The sequence below is a fragment of the Streptomyces sp. NPDC001903 genome (genome assembly GCF_042891345.1).
GTDB lineage: Bacteria > Actinomycetota > Actinomycetes > Streptomycetales > Streptomycetaceae > Streptomyces.
Genome location: NZ_JBIASZ010000007.1, coordinates 344,826 through 364,273, shown reverse-complemented (window position 1 = coordinate 364,273; position 19,448 = coordinate 344,826). Strand labels below are relative to the sequence as shown.

The window sequence follows — 19,448 nt, the reverse complement described above, 5'->3', positions numbered from 1 at the left end:
GTCAGGCCCAGGGGAGCGTCGTGCCCGCCGGGGCCGAGGACGCGTACAGCTCGTCCACGGCCCGGACCTCGAAGGCGGCCGCGGGCTCGCGGCCGGCGCGGGCGACGGCCGGGAGGTGCAGGGCCGTGCCGCAGGTGCCGCCGAGGAAGCGGCGGGTGCCGTCCGGGAGCAGCCGGCACAGCTCGTAGTGCCGGACCGGCCCGGCCGCCGGGCGCCAGGACAGCCGAACGGAGGCCTTGCCGTCCTGCTGGGCCGAGGCGTCCACGGTCAGCGCGCTCGGAGCCGCCGGGCGCCGCCGCGCGGTGTCGTCGCGTACCGATACGGCGCCGAGCCGCCAGGACACCGCTGCGCCGCCCCGCGCCGTGATCCGTACGGCGAGCCCGTACGCGGTCCTGCCCGCCAGGGCCGAGAGCCCGATCCGGGAGGTCTGCCAGGCGCCCCGGGCGGAGCCCGCCGCGCGGGTCTTCAGCCAGGTGTACGGGACGGGATCGCCCGGGGCGGCCGGCTCGCGCGTGGCCACGCCCACCTCCACGGTGACCGTGCCCGCCTCGGTGGCGTGCACCAGCTCCAGGGACGTGGAGCCGGTCAGCGGCAGCCGGGTGCAGTGCAGTCCGACGACGGCCGGGGCGCTCAGGGCCCCGGACACGAGGAGGCTGGAGCCGCCGCGCCAGGCCCTCGCGAAGTCCAGCGTGACGGAAGGGCGGGCTCCGGAGGTCTCGACGACCCAGCGGCGGCCCGGGAGCCGGTCCTGGAGCCCGAGGTGGTTCCACGGGGTGTCGGAGGCGACCTTGCCGTCCTGGTACCAGCGCTCCCCGTGCCCGGTGTTGAAGGCGCAGGCGAAGGGCAGGGAGGCGACGGTGGACCGGTCCGCGACGGCGGTGGCGGGCGCCCGCCAGGCCCCCTCGGGCGCGGGGTGGGCCGGGTCCAGGGACTCGCCCGTCCAGAACCGGTCGTCGGCCCGGTGGAAGGCACCGGGGGAGCGGTCGGTGAGGTGGTTGCGCGTCCACTCGGGCCGGTAGAAGCCGAAGCTGACGACGTGGGCGCGGTCGCGCGGGATGACCGCATCCCAGCGCACGCCGGAATCCCAGCCGCCCGACTCCACGTCGAGCGCGGCCCACAGCTCGTGGCGGGAGCGGCCCAGCCGGTCGGCGAGCGCCCCGGAAGCGGCCAGGGTCTGCGCGGTCCAGCGGAAGTCGACGAACATCGTGTCCGCGACCCGGCCCGCCCGGTCCTCGAAGAACTCCTGGTTCAGCTGGTTCAGCGCGCCCTGCCAGCCGACCCGGCCCGTGCTGTTCATGGCGTCGTACCAGGTGATCCGCAGGCCGTACGGGGCGCCGGCGGCCCGCAGCGCGCGCAGGAACTCCCGCATCCGGGCGGCGAGCGAGCCGTCCCCGCCGTCCGTCTCGGCATTCACGAACCAGCCGTCGAACCCGTACGTCCGGGCCACCAGTGCGAGCTTCTCGGCGATCGGGAACCGGCCGAGGGCGTCCCGCTGCACGAGGTCCCGGGTCCACCGGAGGTCGCCGCCGTACGCGACGGGCGGCAGGAAGATGTTGCCGAGCACCGGCACGCCGTTGCGGTGGGCGGCGTCGACGACGGGCGCGTTCGGGGCCAGCACGATGCCCTCGCCGGAGGAGCCGCCCCAGAACACCAGCTCGTCGAGGTACGCCCAGTGCGTGAGCGCGTAGTGGTCGGCGGTCGCGGAGCCCTGGGAGGGGTTTCGGGCGGTGGGCCCGAAGGAGACGAGCGAGGAGATCCGGGCCTGGCCGCCGCGGGCGCCGGCGTTCGCGGCCACGGGGGTGAAGCGGGGCGCGAGGGGCACGGCCGCGGTGTTGTACGCGAGGTCCGGATCCGACTCGGGGGTCCACTGCTTGAGCGAGCGCCAGGTGATCCCGGGGCCGGGGGCGCCCTGGGGGAGGGAGTCGGGGAACCAGTAGGAGGCGTACGGGGCCAGGTCGGCGAGGGGCGCCGGGGCGGCGGGGGGTGCCGGGTCGGCCGGTGCGGCTTCCGCCGTGGTGGTGCCGATGGTGCCGAGCAGCGCGGCGGCCCCCGCCCCGGCCCCGGCGGCCAGGACGCGGCGGCGGCTCGGCGGCGGCGTGCGTAACGGGCGGGCGGCGCGAGGGTCGGCGCCGTTGTCGGTCTCGGACATGCGGGGCTCCTCGGTGACGGGGGACGAGCGGTCGGTCGCGGGTGGTCAGGTGACGTCGGGTACGCGCAGCACCTCCTTGATGCCGCGCGCCGACAGGTGGGCGGGGTCCTCCGCGAGCTCCGCCAGGACCACCGCGGGGCGGACCCCCCGGGCCGCGAGCGCGGCCCAGGCCTCGAAGAAGGTGCCGCCCGGGGCGCACACCGAGCGCCCCGGCGCGGCCTCCGCCCCGCCCGCGTCCACGGCCAGCGCGGTGGACCGTACGGCCGGGCGGTGCTCCCGGCCCCGCCACTGCGCGGCGATCCGGGCGACGGCGGCCCCGGCGGGCTTGGCCCCGCGGTCGTTGGCGAGCAGGCCGAGCCCGTACTCCAGCTCCGGGAAGTCCGCGAGCTCCCGGGACACGTCGTGCGAGCACCACCAGGTCACGCCCCACAGATCCGGGCAGTCCAGCACGTTCGCCACGGTCGCCTCGGTGAAGGCCGCCGCGTGCTCGGCCGGGATCAGCGGCGCGGGCGCCCCGACCTCCTGGAGCCACACCGGCCGGTGCGGATCGCGGGCCCAGGCCTTCGCCAGCTCGACCAGGTAGGCGGCGTGGTGCTCGGTCGCCGTCCCGGTCCGGCCGTGGCGCTGCGCGGTGCCGTTGAACACCCAGGAGTGCACGGCCGTGGCCGCGCCCAGCCGGGCCGCCTGGGCGGGGGTGAAGGGGTGGCCGTCCCGGTACCAGGCGGCGTCGTACTCGGCGTGCACGTGGAGCCGGCCCGGCGCGCCCTTCTCGCACGCGGCGAGCATCCGCTCCAGCCAGCGCCCGGCCTGCTCCCGGGTGATCCGGTCCGGGTCCGGATGGGGGGCGTCGGAAAACTGGTTGACCTCGTTGCCCACCGTCATGCCGAGGAAGTTGGGCCGGTCGGCGAGGGCGGCGGCCAGCGTGCGCAGGTACTCCTCCTGCGCGGCGACGACGTCCGGGTCGGTGAAGATGTTCCGCCGGTGCCAGGTACCGGTCCACGCGGGCAGGAAGTCGAAGCTCGACAAGTGCCCCTGCAGGCCGTCCACGTTGACGTCGAGTCCGCGCTCGGCGGCCGCGTCGGCGAGCGCGACGAGCTGCTCGACGGCGCGCGGCCGGATGAGCGTCCGGTTCGGCTGGAACACCGGCCACAGCGGGAAGACCCGTACGTGGTCCAGCCCGAGGGCGGCGATGGAGTCGAGGTCGGCCCTGACCTCGTCGAGGTCGAAGTCGAGCCAGTGGTGGAACCAGCCGCGGGAGGGGGTGTAGTTGGCGCCGAAACGGAGCGGACGAGGGGTGAGTTCGTCGTGCATGGGGCGTCCTGGAGTTCTCGGGAATTCGCCGGGTGACGGACAACCTGCCGGGTGCCGGGAGGGAAGTCAACAGGGCCTCCGGCGCGTGTACTTAAGCGCTTCAGTCCCGTTGACAGAAGGGTTTCGGCCTCTCAAGCTGGGCGAAACTAATGCGGTTTAGTTCCGGCGCCGGAATGCGTACGGAAAATGACCGGAGGAAGAGGCAGGCACACCATGGCCCGCAGGCCCACCATCAAGGACATCGCCCGCCGGGCCGGGGTGTCCGAGAGCGCCGTGTCCTTCGCGCTCAACGACCGGCCCGGCGTCTCCCGGGACACCCGCGCCCGGATCCGCCGGGTCGCCGAGGAACTCGGCTGGCAGCCCAACAGCGCGGCGCGGGCCCTGTCCGGGGAGCGCTCCGGCGCGGTCGGGCTGGTGCTCGCCCGGCCCGCGCGGACCCTCGGCGTCGAGTCCTTCTTCCTCCGACTGGTCTCCGGAATCCAGGAGGTGCTCTCCGCGGACCGGGTCGCGCTGCTCTTCCAGGTCGTGGACTCCATCGAGGCCGAATGCGCCGTGTACCGCCGCTGGTGGGCCGAGCGGCGCGTGGACGGGGTCCTCGTCGTGGACCCGCGTACGCAGGACCCGCGCCCCGAACTCCTCGCGCAGCTCGGGCTCCCCGCCGTGATGGTCGGCGGGACGGGCGGGGGCGGGGCGCTGTCCTGCGTCCGGGCCGACGACGCCCGGGCCATGGCGCAGGTCGTGGAGCACCTGTACGGGCTCGGCCACCGGCGGATCACCCACATCGCCGGGCTGCCCGGCCTCGCCCACACCGCCCGCCGCATCGCCTCGCTGCGCGCCGAGGCCGAGGCGCGCGGACTCGATCCGGAGCACGTGCGCTCGGTGGTCACCGACTACTCCGACGCCGAGGGGGCGGCCGCCACGCGCCGGGTCCTCGCCGAGCCCGGACCGCCGACCGCGCTCGTCTACGACAACGACGTGATGGCGGTCGCCGGCATCGCCGTCGCCGCCGAGCTGGACATCGCGGTCCCCGGCCGGATCTCGATGGTCGCCTGGGACGATTCGGCGCTGTGCCGGGTCACCCACCCCCGGCTCACCGCGCTCGTGCGCGACACCGCGGGGTTCGGCCGGCTCGCCGCCGAGGAGCTGCTCGCCGTACTGGCCGGGAGCCCGCCCCGGGCCCGGGAGAGCGAGCAGCCGAGGCTGGAGCCCCGGGAGAGTACGGCCCCGCCGACGGCCGCATACTGATTCCGACCCCTTCCTGGAGCCGCTTCCGTGACGAGTCCCACCTCCGCCCCGCCCGCACCACAGGCCGCCGACGCCGTCGCCGCCGCGGATCCGGCCGACGCACTGACCGTGGCCATCGACATCGGCGGTACGAAGATCGCCGGCGCGCTGGTGCACCCCGACGGCACGATGACGGCCACCACCCGCCGCCCGACCCCGCGCGGCACGGACGGTGACGGGGCCTTCGCCGCCGTCGCCGAGGTCGTCGCCGAGCTCGCGGGCTCCCCGCTGTGGCCCACGGCGGTCCGCTGCGGCATCGGCAGCGCGGGCCCCGTGGACACCTCGCGCGGCACGGTGAGCCCCGTGAACATCGGAGCGTGGCGGGAGTTCCCGGTCCAGGCCCGGATCGAGGCCGAACTCGCCCGGCACGGCGCGGCCCTGCCGACCGTGCTCGCGGGCGACGGCGTGGCGATGACCGCCGCCGAGCACTGGCTGGGCGCGGCCCGGGGGCACGCGAACGCCCTGTGCATGGTGGTCTCCACCGGGGTGGGCGGCGGGCTGATCCTCAACAACCGGCTTCACCCGGGCCCCACGGGCAATGCGGGTCACATCGGCCACATCAGTGTGGCCTTCGACGGTGAGCCGTGCGTCTGCGGGAGCCGCGGCTGCGTGGAGTCCATCGCCTCCGGCACCGCCATCGCCCGGTGGGCCCTGGCCCAGGGCTGGACCCCGGCGGACCCGGGCGGGGACGCCTCCGCGGCGGGCGTGGCCGCGTCCGCCGAGGCCGGGGACCCGGTCGCCGTGGCCGCCTTCGACCGCGCCGGGCGCGCGCTGGCCGCCGCCATCGCGGCCACCGCGACGCTGGTCGAGACGGACATCGCGGTCATCGGCGGCGGCGTCGCCACGTCGGGGGACACGCTCTTCGCGCCGATCCGCGCGCACCTGGCCGACTACGCCACGCTGTCCTTCGTGAGCGGACTGCGGGTGGTCCCGGCGGCCCTCGGGACGCACGCGGGGCTGATCGGGGCGGCCGCGGCGGCGGTCATGCTGCTGCCGGGCGGCTGACCGGTCCGCGCGGCGGACCAGGCCGGGCAGCGGACCGGTGGGGCCGCGGGGCCCTACGGCTTGACCGAGCGGTAGTACCGCTGCGCGCCCTCGTGCAGGTCGAGCGGGTCCGTGTAGATCGCCGTCCGCAGGTCCACGAGCTGCGCGGCGTGCACCTCGTGCCCGATCCGGTCGCGGCTGAGGATCACCGTCCGCGTGAACCGCTCCGTCAGCTCCGGATCCGTCGCCTCGGTCGTGACCAGCAGGTTCGGCACGGCGAGCGTCGCGACCGACGAGGTGTTCCGGGCCCGGGTGTAGGCGTCCTGCGGCATCACAGCCGCCCGGTAGTACCGCGCGGGGGTCCCGCTCGCCTGGAGCGACTCCACCAGGTCGCCGAGCTGCACGAGCCGGATGTCGTAGCGCTCCGACAGCTCGCGCACCGCCTGCGTCGGCAGCCCGCCCGACCAGAAGAACGCGTCGATCCGGCCGGCCTCCAGCTCCGCCGGCATGGTGTCGATGCCTATCGAAACCGGGGTGATGTCCCGCGCCGGGTCCAGCTTGGCCGCCGTCAGCAGCCGCTCCGAGATCAGCCGCACGCCGGATCCCGGCTGGCCGATCGCGACCCGCTTGCCCTTCAGGTCCCGCGCCGACTGCACGCTCGAACCGGCCGGCACCACCAGCTGCACGTAGTCGTCGTAGAGCCGTGCCACACCGCGCAGCTGCTCCGCGCCCGGCTTCCCGTCGGCCCGGTACTTGGAGACCGCGTCCGCGGTCGCGATGGTGAAGTCGGCCTTCCCCGTGGCCACCCGCTTCAGGTTCTCCTGCGAGCCCTCGCTGGGCTGCAGCGCCACCTTCACGCCGGGCATGTCCGTGGCCAGGGCCTGCTCCAGCAGCTGCCCGTAGCGGTGGTAGACGCCGGTACGGACCCCCGTGCTGAAGCTCAGCCCGCCCCTCAGCTCCGGCTCCCCGAAGGGCCTCAGCCACCAGGCGAGCAGCCCGAGCACGGCCAGTACGGCCACCAGCCCCCACAGGGCGGTGCGCCTGCGGATGCGGGGCGGTACGTGAGCCATGCGGCGATCCTGCCACCGGGCGCGGCCGCTGTCACGGCCCGCCCGCGGCGGAGGGGGCCGGAGGGGTTCCGGGTACCGCCTACCCTTGTTGCATGACCAGCAGCAGCGACCGGAGCACGGCAGTGGACGTCAAGGGAACATACGAGGTGCGCACCTACGGGTGCCAGATGAACGTGCACGACTCCGAGCGGCTGTCCGGTCTGCTGGAGGGCGCGGGCTACACGCGCGCCCCCGAGGGCTCCGACGGCGACGCCGACGTCGTGGTGTTCAACACCTGCGCCGTGCGGGAGAACGCCGACAACAAGCTGTACGGCAACCTCGGCCGGCTCGCCCCGATGAAGACCAAGCGCCCCGGCATGCAGATCGCCGTCGGCGGCTGCCTCGCGCAGAAGGACCGCGACACGATCGTCAAGCGTGCCCCCTGGGTCGACGTGGTCTTCGGCACGCACAACATCGGCAAGCTGCCCGTCCTGCTGGAGCGCGCCCGCGTGCAGGAAGAGGCGCAGGTCGAGATCGCCGAGTCGCTGGAGGCCTTCCCCTCCACGCTGCCGACCCGCCGCGAGTCCGCGTACGCCGCGTGGGTCTCGATCTCCGTCGGCTGCAACAACACCTGCACCTTCTGCATCGTCCCGGCCCTGCGCGGCAAGGAGGAGGACCGCCGTCCCGGCGACATCCTCGCCGAGGTCGAGGCCCTGGTCGCCGAGGGCGTCTCGGAGATCACCCTGCTCGGGCAGAACGTGAACGCCTACGGATCCGACCTCGGAGACCGCGAGGCCTTCTCGAAGCTGCTGCGGGCGTGCGGGCAGATCGAGGGCCTGGAGCGGGTCCGCTTCACCTCCCCGCACCCGCGCGACTTCACGGACGACGTGATCGCGGCGATGGCCGAGACCCCGAACGTCATGCCGCAGCTGCACATGCCGATGCAGTCCGGATCGGACACCATCCTGCGCGCGATGCGCCGCTCGTACCGCCAGGAGCGCTTCCTCGGCATCATCGAGAAGGTCCGCGCGGCCATCCCGCACGCGGCGATCTCCACCGACATCATCGTGGGCTTCCCCGGTGAGACGGAGGAGGACTTCGAGCAGACGATGCACGCCGTGCGCGAGGCCCGCTTCGCGAACGCCTTCACCTTCCAGTACTCCAAGCGCCCCGGGACCCCGGCGGCCGACATGGAGGGGCAGATCCCGAAGGAGGTCGTCCAGGAGCGCTACATGCGCCTGGTCGCCCTCCAGGAGGAGATCTCCTGGGAGGAGAACAAGAAGCAGGTCGGCCGGACGCTGGAGGTCATGGTCGCGGAGGGCGAGGGCCGCAAGGACGGCGCCACGCACCGGCTGTCCGGGCGCGCGCCCGACAACCGCCTGGTGCACTTCACGAAGCCGGAGGGGGAGGTCCGCCCCGGCGACGTGGTGACGGTGGACATCACCTACGCGGCCCCGCACCACCTGCTCGCGGAGGGCCCGACGCAGTCCGTGCGCCGCACCCGCGCCGGCGACGCCTGGGAGAAGCGCAACGCGGCTCCCGCGCAGCCCCAGGGCGTCATGCTGGGCATCCCCACGCTGGGCGTCCCCGCCCCGCTCCCCGCGGCGACGTCCGGCTGCGCCCTGCCCGCGTCCTCCTGACAGCCGCGTAGGGCCCCCGCCGGGGGCCGCGGGGGCTTAGGGTGCGGATCATGCTTGTTGCCGCCGCCGTGTGCCCCGCCCCGCCCCTGCTCGTGCCCGAGGTCGCGGCCGGGGCCGCCCCCGAGCTCGCGGACGCCCGTACCGCCTGCTCCGACGCGCTCGCGGTGCTCGCCGCCTCCCGCCCCGACCTGCTGGTCGTGGTCGGCGCCGCCGACCAGGACCACCGCGGGCCCTATCCGCAGGGCTCCCGCGGCGGCTTCCACGGCTTCGGGGTGGAGGCCGACGTACAGCTCGGCGACGGCGAGGAGGGGCCGCGGCTGCTGCCGCCGTCCCTGGCCGTCGGCGCCTGGCTGCTCCGGCACGCCCGGTGGGGAGCCTCCCCCGTCGAGGGGCTCGGCGTCGGGGAACCCCTCGACGCCGCGCGGTGCCTGGAGGCCGGCCGCGGGCTCGCCGCCCGCGAGGAGCGCGTCGCGCTCCTCGTCATGGGCGACGGCAGCGCCTGCCGCACCCTGAAGGCCCCCGGCTACCTCGACGACCGTGCCGCCGCCTTCGACGCCGCCGCGGCCCGCGCGCTCGGCGCCGCCGACGTGGCCGCGCTCGCCGGCCTCGACACCGAGCTCGCGTACGAGCTCAAGGCCGCGGGCCGGGCGCCCTGGCAGGTGCTGGCCGGGGCGGGCGAGGGCGCGGGCCTCGACGGGCGGCTGCTGTACGAGGACGCGCCGTACGGGGTCGGCTACTTCGTCGCGGCCTGGTCCTGACCGCCCGAAGACCGGCTGGACGCCGCCGGGGGCGCCGGCGGGAACGCGGAAGGGGCGCGGGTTCGTCCGAACCCGCGCCCCTTGCGCCGACCGCGTCAGGAAGACGGCGCCGGCGGCGTCGGCCCGCCGGGGGCGTCCTTGTGCGCGATCTTGCCCAGGGCGTCCTTCGCCTTGCTCGTGCCGGTCTCGATGTGACCGTGGTACTTCCCCTTGGTCTTGGAGTCCACGGCCTTGGCCACCTTGTCGAGATTCTGGCCGATCTTCCCCTCGTGCTGCTGCGCGAGGTCGCCGACCTTTTCCTTCGCCGGTGCGAGCTTGGCCTTCAGCGTGTCCAGCAGGCCCATGGGTCACCTTCCAGTGGCGGTAGCTACGTACGGGCGCCTTCGCCGGTCTCGCTGTCCGCGGCCTTCTCCGCCGACTGCTGCTTCGGGATCTCCACGCCTTCCGGCGCGGCACCCTCCGACGCGGCCGAGGCCTCGGCCGCGGCCGCCGTCTCCGCCGTGTCGTCGGCGACCGCCTCCGCGGACTCCGTCGTCATGCTCGCGGCCGCGGCCTCCTCCGTGCTCGCTTCCGCGGCCTTGCGGCGAAACCGACTAAAAACGCCCATGTCTACTCCCATAACGTTACTCGTGCGGGTGAAGTTCCGCCCCGTGCGGCCCGGCCTCCGCCGGGCGTGCGCCCGGCGGAACCTCGCCAGGGCAACGACCCCGACACCACCCCGTCACGTAACTCGATCGGGTACATGCTGCGGCGTTTGCGAGACTGGGTCGGTGAGCAATGCAGCCCCCGCTCCGCGGGTCATCGCCGTCGTCGGTCCCACCGCGGCCGGAAAGTCCGATCTGGGCGTAGCCCTCGCCCGCCGTTTCGACGGCGAAGTCGTCAACGCCGACTCCATGCAGCTGTACCGGGGGATGGACATCGGCACCGCCAAGCTGACGACCGAGGAGCGCGGCGGAGTCCCGCACCACCTCCTCGACATCTGGGACGTGACCGAGACCGCGAGCGTCGCCGAGTACCAGCGCCTGGCCCGCGCCGAGATCGACAAGCTCCTCGCCCAGGGCCGTACGCCGGTCCTCGTCGGCGGATCGGGCCTGTACGTCCGCGGCGCCCTCGACGCCATGGAGTTCCCCGGCACCGACCCGGAGGTCCGGGCCCGGCTGGAGGAGGAGGTCACGCTGCGCGGCCCCGGCGCCCTGCACGCCCGCCTCGCCGCCGCCGACCCGGCCGCCGCCCGGGCGATCCTGCCCAGCAACGGCCGCCGCATCGTCCGCGCCCTGGAGGTCATCGAGATCACCGGGAAGCCCTTCACCGCGAACCTGCCCGGCCACGACTCGGTCTACGACACCGTGCAGATCGGCGTCGACGTGGCGCGGCCGGAGCTCGACGAGCGGATCGCGCTGCGCGTGGACCGGATGTGGGAGGCCGGGCTCGTCGACGAGGTGCGGGCCCTGGAGGCCCGGGGCCTGCGCGACGGAATCACGGCTTCCAGGGCGCTCGGCTACCAGCAGGTGCTCGCCGCCCTCGCCGGCGAATGCACCGAGGACGAGGCCCGGGCCGAGACCGTACGGGCCACCAAGCGCTTCGCCCGCCGCCAGGACTCCTGGTTCCGCAGGGACCCCCGTGTGCACTGGCTCAGCGGCGCCGCCGCGGACCGGGGGGAACTCGTCGGACTCGCGCAGTCGTTGGTCGAACGAGCGGTCACAGCCTGATCACGTGATGGCATCGGGACGCCCCTCGCGCCCGTTCGGGGCCCTGAGCCGTGCCATCATCAAATTCCGCGGGTGCGGTCACCGGCGGTGAACAACGGCGTACGAAGTCCGAGTGGGGAGGGCGCGTGGCGATGGAGGCCGGCCCTCGCGACACCGGGCAGGACGGTACGAGGCAGGACGCGGACGTGTGGGACGGTGATCCCGCGGTCGCCCGCCCCGAGGCGCTCGGCCTGCCCGCCGATCCCGCACGACTGACCCCCGACGGCCCGGACGCACCGGACACCGCCGAGGCGGAGGCCGCCGCCGGTCCCGAGTTCGAGGTCGAGCTGCGCCCGCAGCGCCGGCTGCGGATCTGGCAGATCGCCCCGATCGTGATGCTGGCCGCCGCCGGCTCCCTGATGTTCGCCTTCCCGCTCGCCTTCGAGTTCGGCGACGGCGGAGCCGTGGTCGCCATGCTCGGCTTCCTCATCTGCTGCTGCGCCGGCGGCTGGGGGATGATGGCCGCCCGCCGCGTCGGATACACCTGGCCCGGGCTCCCGGCCCGCGGCAGCGGCCGCCGCCCCGACTGGCGCATGGCCGGGTTGTACGCCCTGGTCGCGCTGGCCGTCGTGGCGCTGGCCGTGTACCGGGTCGCGCGGCTGCGGTAGCCGCCGGCCGCCGCCCGGAGGCTGCCCGCCGGCCGTTCCCGCGGCGCCGCCGACCTGCCCGAACGTCCCGCTCGGTACCATGGGCGCGTGACGCAGACGAGCCTCTCCTTCCTCAAGGGCCACGGCACCGAGAACGACTTCGTGATCGTCCCGGACCCGGACAACGCCGTCGAGCTGCCCGCGACCGCCGTCGCGAAGCTGTGCGACCGGCGCGCCGGCATCGGCGCGGACGGAGTGCTGCACGTCGTCCGGTCCGCCGCCCACCCCGAGGCCGCGCACCTGGCCGACGAGGCCGAGTGGTTCATGGACTACCGCAACAGCGACGGCTCCGTCGCCGAGATGTGCGGCAACGGCGTCCGCGTCTTCGCCCGCTACCTCCAGTACGCCGGCCACGTCGAGCCCGGCGACCTCGCCGTCGCCACCCGCGGCGGCGTCAAGCGGGTGCACCTCGACAAGAGCGGCGACGTGACGGTCTCCATGGGCCGGGCCGTCCTCCCCGAGGAGCAGGTCACCGTGAGCGTCGGCGAGCGCGCCTGGCCCGCCCGCAACGTCAACATGGGCAACCCGCACGCCGTCGCCTTCGTCGACAGCCTGGACCACGCAGGAAAGCTGCTCGACCCGCCCCCGTTCAGCCCGGCCGAGGTCTACCCGACGGGCGTCAACGTGGAGTTCGTCGTCGACCGCGGCCCCCGGCACGTCGCCATGCGCGTCCACGAGCGCGGTTCCGGCGAGACCCGCTCCTGCGGCACCGGCGCCTGCGCCGTCGCCGTGGCCGCCATCCGCCGCGACGGCGCCGACCCGGCCGTCACCGGCGAGCCCGTCACGTACACCGTCGACCTCCCCGGCGGCACCCTCGTCATCACCGAACACCCCGACGGGCAGATCGACATGACGGGACCCGCCGTCATCGTCGCCGCGGGCGAGTTCGACGCGGCCTGGCTCACCGAAACGGCTTTCGGCTGAGGGTTCCCTCTAATGGGTGATCCGTTTCACGCTGAGCGAGAGGCGGACTGCGCCACGTGGTGGGGTCGGTAGCATCAGGCACCGGCCCTGAGGGCTCACCCCATGCCCGCCACCGCCGGTCGAAGCCGCCGGAGGTGCCCATGAGTGCAGAGGCCACGAACCCCGAAGCACGTCCCGAAGCGCGCCCCGAACTCCGCAGACGAGGTCGAACCCGCCTTGACCTGCGACGACTCGGGCGCGCTGCCCTTCTCGGACCCACATCCCGAGACCGGCTCCCCGACGCCATCGGCCACGTCGCCGAGGCGCACCGCGCCCACCACCCGGACGCGGACCTGTCCCTCCTGCGCCGCGCCTACGTGCTCGCGGAGTCCTCACACCGCGGCCAGATGCGCAAAAGCGGTGAGCCGTACATCACACATCCGCTCGCCGTCACCCTGATCCTCGCCGAACTCGGCGCCGAGACCACGACCTTGACGGCCTCTCTGCTCCACGACACGGTCGAGGACACCGAGGTGACCCTCGATCAGGTCCGCGCGGAATTCGGCGACGAGGTCTGTTTCATCGTCGACGGCGTCACCAAGGTCGAGAAGATCGACTACGGCGCCGCCGCCGAGCCCGAGACCTTCCGCAAGATGCTCGTCGCCACCGGCAACGACGTCCGCGTCATGTCCATCAAACTCGCCGACCGGCTGCACAACATGCGCACCCTCGGCGTGATGCGCCCCGAGAAACAGGCGCGCATCGCCAAGGTGACCCGCGACGTCCTCATCCCGCTCGCCGAACGGCTCGGCGTGCAGGCGCTCAAGACCGAGCTGGAAGACCTCGTCTTCGCGATCCTGCACCCCGAGGAGTACGAGCACACCCGCGCGCTCATCGCGGCCCACGCCGGCGAGCGCGACCCCCTGCCCGCCATCGCCGACTCCGTGCGCGGCGTGCTGCGGGAGGCGGGCATCGCCGCGGAGGTGGTCGTGCGCCCCCGGCACTTCGTCTCCGTCCACCGGATCGCCCGCACCCGCGGCGAGCTGCGCGGCTCCGACTTCGGCCGCATCCTCGTCCTCGTCGGCGAGAACGCCGACTGCTATGCCGTGCTGGGTGAGCTGCACACCTGCTTCACCCCGGTCGTCTCGGAGTTCAAGGACTTCATCGCCGCCCCGAAGTTCAACCTCTACCAGTCGCTGCACACGGCCGTCGCCACGCCCGAGGGGTACGTGGCCGAAGTCATCGTCCGCACCCGCCAGATGCACCGGGTCGCCGAGGCCGGGGTGGTCGCCCTCGGCAATCCGTACGCCACCGCCCCGGCCGCGGAGCCCGCCCCCGACTGCGACGAGGAGCGGGTCGACCCGACCCGGCCCGGCTGGCTCTCGCGGCTCCTCGACTGGCAGCAGTCCGCGCCCGACCCCGACACCTTCTGGAGCGTGCTGCGCGCCGAGCTGGCACAGGACCGTGAGATCACGGTCTTCCGCGAAGACGGCAGGTCCTCCGGAACGCTCAGTCTGCCGGCCGGCGCCAGCTGTATCGACGCCGCCTACGCGCAGTACGGCGAGGCGGCCCACGGCTGTATCGGCGCCCGGGTCAACGGGCGCCTCACCTCCCTGGCCTCCCGGCTCTCCGACGGGGACACCGTCCAGCTGCTGCTCGCCCAGGACGCCTCCTCCGGGCCCGCCGCCGACTGGCTGGAGCACGCCAGGACCCCGGCCGCCCGGATCGCCATCTCCAGCTGGCTCCAGGCACATCCCGACACCGCGAAACCCGCCGCCACTCCCGCCCGGGCCCCGCTGTCCGTGGTCGGCGCCCGGGGCGGCGGCGGCAACGCCGTGGCCGACCTGCCGGACGCCACCGTGCGGCTGGCCGGCTGCTGTACTCCCGTGCCGCCGGACGCGGTGGCCGGGTTCGTCGTACGGGGCGGGGCCGTCACCGTCCACCGCATCCACTGCGCGGCGGTGGCCCAGATGCGCGCGCTGGGGCGGACCTCCGTCGCCGTGCACTGGCGGGCCACGGCGGACTGCCGGGTCACGCTGCTCGCCGAATCGTTCGGCCGCCCGCACCTGCTGGCCGACCTGACCGAGGCCATCGCCCGCGAGGGGGTGGAGGTGGTCTCCGCGACCGTGGAACCGCCCGTCGAGCAGCGGGTCCGGCACACGTACACCCTGCAACTGCCCGACGCCACGGGACTGCCGGCCCTGATGCGGGCGATGCGGGACGTACCGGGGGTCTACGACGTGCGCCGGGCGTAGGCCGGACCCGGTCGGGAGGGGACCGGGACTGCGCCGGGACGGCGGCGGAAGGTCCCGTTCGGGTGGACCCGTCGCGCGTCGTGCGCGGCCGCACGGCGGGCGCTGGTAAGCGGTGGGGGATGCAGCTCTCCTCCCCGCGCCTGCGCGCCGCCCTGCTGGCCGCGGCCTCCCTCACCCTCGTCGCCGCCGTGCTGCCCCCGCCGAAGCCGCTGGGCATCGGCGACACGCTGTTCCCGGAGCTCGGGAACCCCGGGTACGACGTCCTCTCGTACGACCTGTCCTTCACGTACAAGGACAACAAGAGCCCGCTCGACGCGATCACCGTCATCGACGCCCGCGCGCTGGAGCCGCTGGAGCGGATCAACCTCGACTTCACCCACGGCACGGTGGCGTCCGCGCAGGTCAACGGCGAGCCGGCCCACTTCGAGAGCGCCGGCGAGGACCTCGTGCTCACCCCGGCGAGCCCGGTCGCGGCGAACGTGCCGCTCCACATCGAGATCCGGCACACCAGCGATCCCCGGGGCATCGCCGACGGGGGCTGGCTGCCCACCGAGGACGGGCTGGCCATGGCCAACCAGGCCGACGCCGCCCACCGGGTCTTCCCGTGCAACGACCATCCGGCGGACAAGGCGTACTTCACCTTCCGGATCACCGCCCCGGCCGGGCTGACCGCCGTGGCCAACGGGGTGGCGGGCGCCCTCCCGGCCCCCCGGGCCGCGGGCGCGACCACCTGGACGTACCGGACCCTGCATCCGATGGCCACCGAGCTCGCGCAGGTCTCCATCGGGGACTCGGCCGTGGTGGCGGCCACCGGTCCGCACGGGCTGCCGCTGCGCAGCGTGGTCCCGGCCGCGGACCGCAAGAGGCTGGAGCCCTGGCTGCAGAAGACCGCCGGGCACATCCGGTGGATGGAGCAGCGCGTCGGCAGCTACCCGTTCGAGAACTACGGCGTGCTGATCGCCAAGGCCAAGACCGGGTTCGAGCTGGAGACGCAGACCCTCTCGCTCTTCGAGAACGGCCTGTTCTCGGGGGTGGGCTACCCCGCGTGGTACGTCGAGGCGGTCATGGTCCACGAGCTCGCCCACCAGTGGTTCGGCGACAGCGTCACCCCCCGGACCTGGTCCGACCTGTGGCTCAACGAGGGGCACGCCACCTGGTACGAGGCCCTGTACGCGGACGGCCTCGGCAAGTACTCCATGGAGCGGCGCATGCGCGAGGCGTACCAGCGCTCCGACCAGTGGCGGGCGGCGGGCGGACCCCCGGCCGCGCCGAAGCCCCCGGCCGCCGGGGAGAAGGTCGGGCTGTTCCGGCCGGCCGTCTACGACGGGGCCGCCCTCATCCTGTACGCGCTGCGGCAGGAGATCGGGGAGAAGGCCTTCGACCGGGTCGAGCGGCGCTGGGTGGCGGAGAACAAGGACGCGACCGCCGGCACGGCGGACTTCGTACGCCTGGCCTCGGAGGTGGCCGGACGGGACCTCACGGCCTTCCTGGAGCCGTGGCTGTACGGGAAGACCACCCCGGCGATGCCCGGGCACCCGGAGTGGGGCGGCCCGAAAAGCGTGTGACCCCCGGGGAACGGGCATGTCACCATCGACAGGGCCGGTCGACGGAGCCGCACGCCGGGGGAATCTCCCGGCGACGCGACACGTTGGACGTGACAGAGTTAGGCCTCTCTCACGCCCGGCCACGGCCGCGCGTGGGACGGCCGCATTCGATATCGACGTAAGGATCCAATGACCTCCTCTTCTTCCCCTTCCCAGGACGCGCGGGACGCACGGGACGTGCCGGACTCGCAGAGCTTCACCGAGAGCCTCCGGGCCGACGCCCTGATGGAAGAGGACGTCGCCTGGAGCCACGAGGTCGACGGAGACCGGGACGGCGAACAGTTCGAGCGCTCCGAGCGCGCGGCACTGCGCCGCGTGGCCGGCCTCTCCACCGAGCTCGAAGACGTCACCGAGGTCGAGTACCGGCAGCTGCGCCTGGAGCGCGTGGTGCTGGTGGGCGTCTGGACCTCCGGAACGGTGCAGGACGCCGAGAACTCCCTCGCGGAGCTCGCCGCCCTCGCCGAGACGGCGGGCGCCCTCGTACTCGACGGCGTGATCCAGCGCCGTGACAAGCCGGACCCGGCCACCTTCATCGGCTCGGGCAAGGCCCGCGAACTGCGCGACATCGTGCTGGAGAGCGGAGCCGACACCGTCGTCTGCGACGGTGAGCTCAGCCCCGGCCAGCTCATCGCCCTCGAGGACGTCGTCAAGGTCAAGGTGGTCGATCGGACCGCCCTGATCCTCGACATCTTCGCCCAGCACGCCAAGTCCCGAGAGGGCAAGGCGCAGGTCGCGCTCGCGCAGATGCAGTACATGCTGCCGCGACTGCGCGGCTGGGGTCAGTCGCTGTCCCGGCAGATGGGTGGCGGCGGCGGTGGCGGCATGGCCACCCGAGGCCCCGGTGAGACCAAGATCGAGACCGACCGGCGCCGGATCCGCGAGAAGATGGCGAAGATGCGCCGGGAGATCGCGGAGATGAAGACCGGCCGCGACATCAAGCGGCAGGAACGGCGCCGCAACAAGGTGCCCTCGGTCGCCATCGCCGGCTACACCAACGCCGGCAAGTCCTCGCTGCTCAACCGCCTCACGGGCGCGGGCGTACTGGTGGAGAACGCGCTGTTCGCCACCCTCGACCCGACCGTGCGCCGGGCCGAGACGCCCAGCGGCCGGATCTACACCCTGGCCGACACGGTCGGTTTCGTCCGGCACCTGCCCCACCACCTGGTCGAGGCGTTCCGCTCCACGATGGAGGAGGTCGGCGACTCCGACCTCATCCTGCACATCGTGGACGGCTCGCACCCGGCCCCGGAGGAGCAGCTGGCGGCCGTCCGCGAGGTCATCCGCGAGGTCGGCGCGGTCAACGTGCCCGAGATCGTGGTGATCAACAAGGCCGACGCCGCGGACCCGCTCGTACTGCAGCGGCTGCTGCGCATCGAGCGGCACTCCATCGCCGTCTCGGCGCGCACGGGGCAGGGCATCGCCGAGCTCCTCGCGCTCATCGACTCCGAGCTGCCGCGGCCCGAGGTCGAGGTCGAGGCGCTGGTGCCGTACACCCGCGGCTCGCTGGTCGCCCGGGCGCACGCCGAGGGCGAGGTGATCTCCGAGGAGCACACCCCGGAGGGCACCCTGCTGAAGGCGCGCGTCCACCAGGAACTGGCGGCGGACCTGGCGCCGTACGTGCCGGCGAAGCGCTGACGGGCAAGCGGACACACGACGGAGGGCCCCCTGCGGTGCAGGGGGCCCTCCGTCGTGCCGCGGGACGCGTCCCGGGCGGGACTACTTGAACTTGGCGCTCACGGCGTCGAAGATCCCCTTGGCCTCCGGGCCCAGCCGGGGTCCGGCCAGCCAGCCCGCCTTGGCGGGGCCGATCGAGGTGTTGGACACCAGCGCCGGCTTGCCGTCACTGCCCGCGGCCACCCAGCCGCCGCCGGACGAGCCGCCGGTCATCGTGCAGCCGATCCGGTACATCACCGGGGCGTTCGCGGCCAGCGACAGCCGGCCCGGCTTGTCGGTGCACTGGAAGGCCTTCTGGCCGTCGAACGGGGCCGCCGCCGGGTAGCCGGTCGCCGTGATGCCCGCGACCTTCGGCACCGCCGGGGCGTTGAACTCCACCGGGAGCGCCGCGCCGACCGTCTCCTCCAGGGACTTCCCGGTGCTCTTCTCCGGGGTCACGTGCAGCACCGCGAAGTCGTACGGGGCGCCGGCGCCACCGGTCGGACCGCCGTTCGCGATCCACTGGTCCGAGGTCTGCGCCCAGTCGCTCCACCACACGCCGTACGGGGCCACCTGCTCGCGCGGGGCGCCCTTGAGCTGCGCGGCCGGCTTGCCCGCGTTGTTGTACGACGGCACGAAGGCGATGTTGCGGTACCAGCCGCCGGACTTGCCCGCGTGCACGCAGTGGCCGGCCGTCCAGACCATGTTGGACTTGCCCGGGTGGGCCGGGTCCTTCACCACGGTCGCCGAGCAGACCATGGAGCCCTCGGGGCCGTCGAAGAACACCTTGCCGGACACGGGAACGCTGCTGTGGTAGGGCGCGTTGGCGGCCTTGGCCTGCACCGGGGCCGGGGTCGGGTCGGTGACGCCCTGGTCCTTGCCGGCGTCCGGGTCGACGGCCGGGGTCTGCGGGGTCTTGTCGGCCTCACGCATCCGGTCCGGGTCCCAGAGGTCCTCGATGATCGGGTTGATGTAGTCGCCCGCCTCGCGGAGCCAGTCCTCCTGCTTCCAGTTCTTCCACGCACCCCCCTTCCACTTCTCCAGGTCGATGCCGTGCTGCTTGAGCCTCTCCTTGAGCTGGTCCGGGATCTTGATCCCGTCGGCTCCGGACGGGAGGCTCGCCGCCACGGTCGGCTTGGCGTCGCCGCCGGCCTCCCCGTCTCCGGGTCCGCAGGCCGCGGCGGTCAGGGCGAGAGCCGCCGCGCACAGGATCGCGGTGACCGGTCGGTTCGGTCGCATGTCGTGAATCCCCCTGGTGATTCCGGGTGTCAGACGCGGTGCAGTTGAGGCGCTTGGGGCGCGCGTGGTGCGTGCCGCCGAGTGCAGCACCCCACTATGCCGCTGCCGTTGGGGACGGCACAGCCCGGGGCCGCGGTTCCGGGACGGACGGACGCCGCGCAGTTCCGGCGCATTCCGGGCGAAGTCCCCACGGGGCAAGGATCTTGCGGCCACCCGTGATCCGC

At 73.9% G+C, this 19,448-nt stretch carries 16 protein-coding genes; 10 read left to right on the top strand and 6 right to left on the bottom strand.

What is annotated here, in order from left to right:
* Position 1: 1 nt before the first annotated feature.
* On the bottom strand, positions 2-2,149 hold the full coding sequence (locus ACFYZS_RS18920) for an endo-beta-N-acetylglucosaminidase (RefSeq protein WP_389013410.1): 2,148 nt from the start codon (positions 2,147-2,149) through the stop codon (positions 2-4).
* 45 nt (positions 2,150-2,194) lie between these two features.
* A complete protein-coding gene (locus ACFYZS_RS18915) occupies positions 2,195-3,460 on the bottom strand; it encodes a glycosyl hydrolase (RefSeq protein ID WP_389013407.1) in 1,266 nt (421 codons plus the stop codon).
* A 213-nt stretch (positions 3,461-3,673) separates the two neighbouring features.
* On the opposite strand from ACFYZS_RS18915, the gene ACFYZS_RS18910 reads away from it, so the two are divergent.
* Together ACFYZS_RS18910 and ACFYZS_RS18905 are read left to right on the top strand one after the other, a co-directional pair.
* Positions 3,674-4,705, top strand: coding sequence for a LacI family DNA-binding transcriptional regulator (locus ACFYZS_RS18910; protein WP_389013405.1), 1,032 nt, complete (start codon positions 3,674-3,676; stop codon positions 4,703-4,705).
* Between the two features lie 102 nt (positions 4,706-4,807).
* Entirely contained in the window at positions 4,808-5,749 is a 942-nt protein-coding gene (locus ACFYZS_RS18905; protein ID WP_389013478.1) for an ROK family protein, read from the top strand.
* Positions 5,750-5,802: 53 nt separating this feature from the next.
* Here ACFYZS_RS18905 and ACFYZS_RS18900 read toward each other — a convergent pair whose 3' ends face one another.
* A complete protein-coding gene (locus tag ACFYZS_RS18900; RefSeq protein ID WP_389013402.1) occupies positions 5,803-6,798 on the bottom strand; it encodes a TAXI family TRAP transporter solute-binding subunit in 996 nt (331 codons plus the stop codon).
* Between the two features lie 92 nt (positions 6,799-6,890).
* Between ACFYZS_RS18900 and miaB the strand changes: the two genes are divergently transcribed.
* Positions 6,891-8,417, top strand: a complete 1,527-nt coding sequence (gene miaB, locus ACFYZS_RS18895; RefSeq protein ID WP_389013399.1) for a tRNA (N6-isopentenyl adenosine(37)-C2)-methylthiotransferase MiaB — start codon at positions 6,891-6,893, stop codon at positions 8,415-8,417.
* A gap of 50 nt (positions 8,418-8,467) precedes the next feature.
* A complete protein-coding gene (locus tag ACFYZS_RS18890) occupies positions 8,468-9,175 on the top strand; it encodes a class III extradiol dioxygenase subunit B-like domain-containing protein (protein ID WP_389013396.1) in 708 nt (235 codons plus the stop codon).
* A gap of 95 nt (positions 9,176-9,270) precedes the next feature.
* Here ACFYZS_RS18890 and ACFYZS_RS18885 read toward each other — a convergent pair whose 3' ends face one another.
* Both ACFYZS_RS18885 and ACFYZS_RS18880 read right to left on the bottom strand, forming a co-directional pair.
* A complete protein-coding gene (locus ACFYZS_RS18885; RefSeq protein WP_389013393.1) occupies positions 9,271-9,519 on the bottom strand; it encodes an antitoxin in 249 nt (82 codons plus the stop codon).
* A gap of 23 nt (positions 9,520-9,542) precedes the next feature.
* The gene (locus ACFYZS_RS18880) at positions 9,543-9,782 is read right to left on the bottom strand and encodes a gliding motility protein (RefSeq protein ID WP_389013390.1); all 240 of its coding nucleotides are present in this window, start codon (positions 9,780-9,782) and stop codon (positions 9,543-9,545) included.
* 163 nt (positions 9,783-9,945) lie between these two features.
* On the opposite strand from ACFYZS_RS18880, the gene miaA reads away from it, so the two are divergent.
* The 6 genes from miaA to hflX all read left to right on the top strand — a co-directional run bounded on the left by miaA (position 9,946) and on the right by hflX (position 17,967).
* Positions 9,946-10,884 (top strand): tRNA (adenosine(37)-N6)-dimethylallyltransferase MiaA, encoded by a 939-nt coding sequence (gene miaA, locus ACFYZS_RS18875; RefSeq protein WP_389013388.1) that lies wholly within the window; start codon positions 9,946-9,948, stop codon positions 10,882-10,884.
* Between the two features lie 125 nt (positions 10,885-11,009).
* Positions 11,010-11,531, top strand: a complete 522-nt coding sequence (locus tag ACFYZS_RS18870; RefSeq protein ID WP_389013385.1) for a hypothetical protein — start codon at positions 11,010-11,012, stop codon at positions 11,529-11,531.
* Between the two features lie 87 nt (positions 11,532-11,618).
* Positions 11,619-12,494, top strand: a complete 876-nt coding sequence (gene dapF / locus ACFYZS_RS18865; protein WP_389013382.1) for a diaminopimelate epimerase — start codon at positions 11,619-11,621, stop codon at positions 12,492-12,494.
* A gap of 140 nt (positions 12,495-12,634) precedes the next feature.
* Positions 12,635-14,728 (top strand): RelA/SpoT family protein, encoded by a 2,094-nt coding sequence (locus tag ACFYZS_RS18860; protein ID WP_389013380.1) that lies wholly within the window; start codon positions 12,635-12,637, stop codon positions 14,726-14,728.
* Between the two features lie 119 nt (positions 14,729-14,847).
* Positions 14,848-16,293: a M1 family metallopeptidase gene (locus tag ACFYZS_RS18855; RefSeq protein WP_389013377.1), complete on the top strand. Its 1,446-nt coding sequence runs from the start codon at positions 14,848-14,850 to the stop codon at positions 16,291-16,293.
* Between the two features lie 168 nt (positions 16,294-16,461).
* The gene (hflX, locus tag ACFYZS_RS18850) at positions 16,462-17,967 is read left to right on the top strand and encodes a GTPase HflX (protein ID WP_389013375.1); all 1,506 of its coding nucleotides are present in this window, start codon (positions 16,462-16,464) and stop codon (positions 17,965-17,967) included.
* Between the two features lie 81 nt (positions 17,968-18,048).
* Here hflX and ACFYZS_RS18845 read toward each other — a convergent pair whose 3' ends face one another.
* Positions 18,049-19,224, bottom strand: coding sequence for a trypsin-like serine peptidase (locus tag ACFYZS_RS18845; protein ID WP_389013372.1), 1,176 nt, complete (start codon positions 19,222-19,224; stop codon positions 18,049-18,051).
* Between the last annotated feature and the right edge of the window lie 224 nt (positions 19,225-19,448).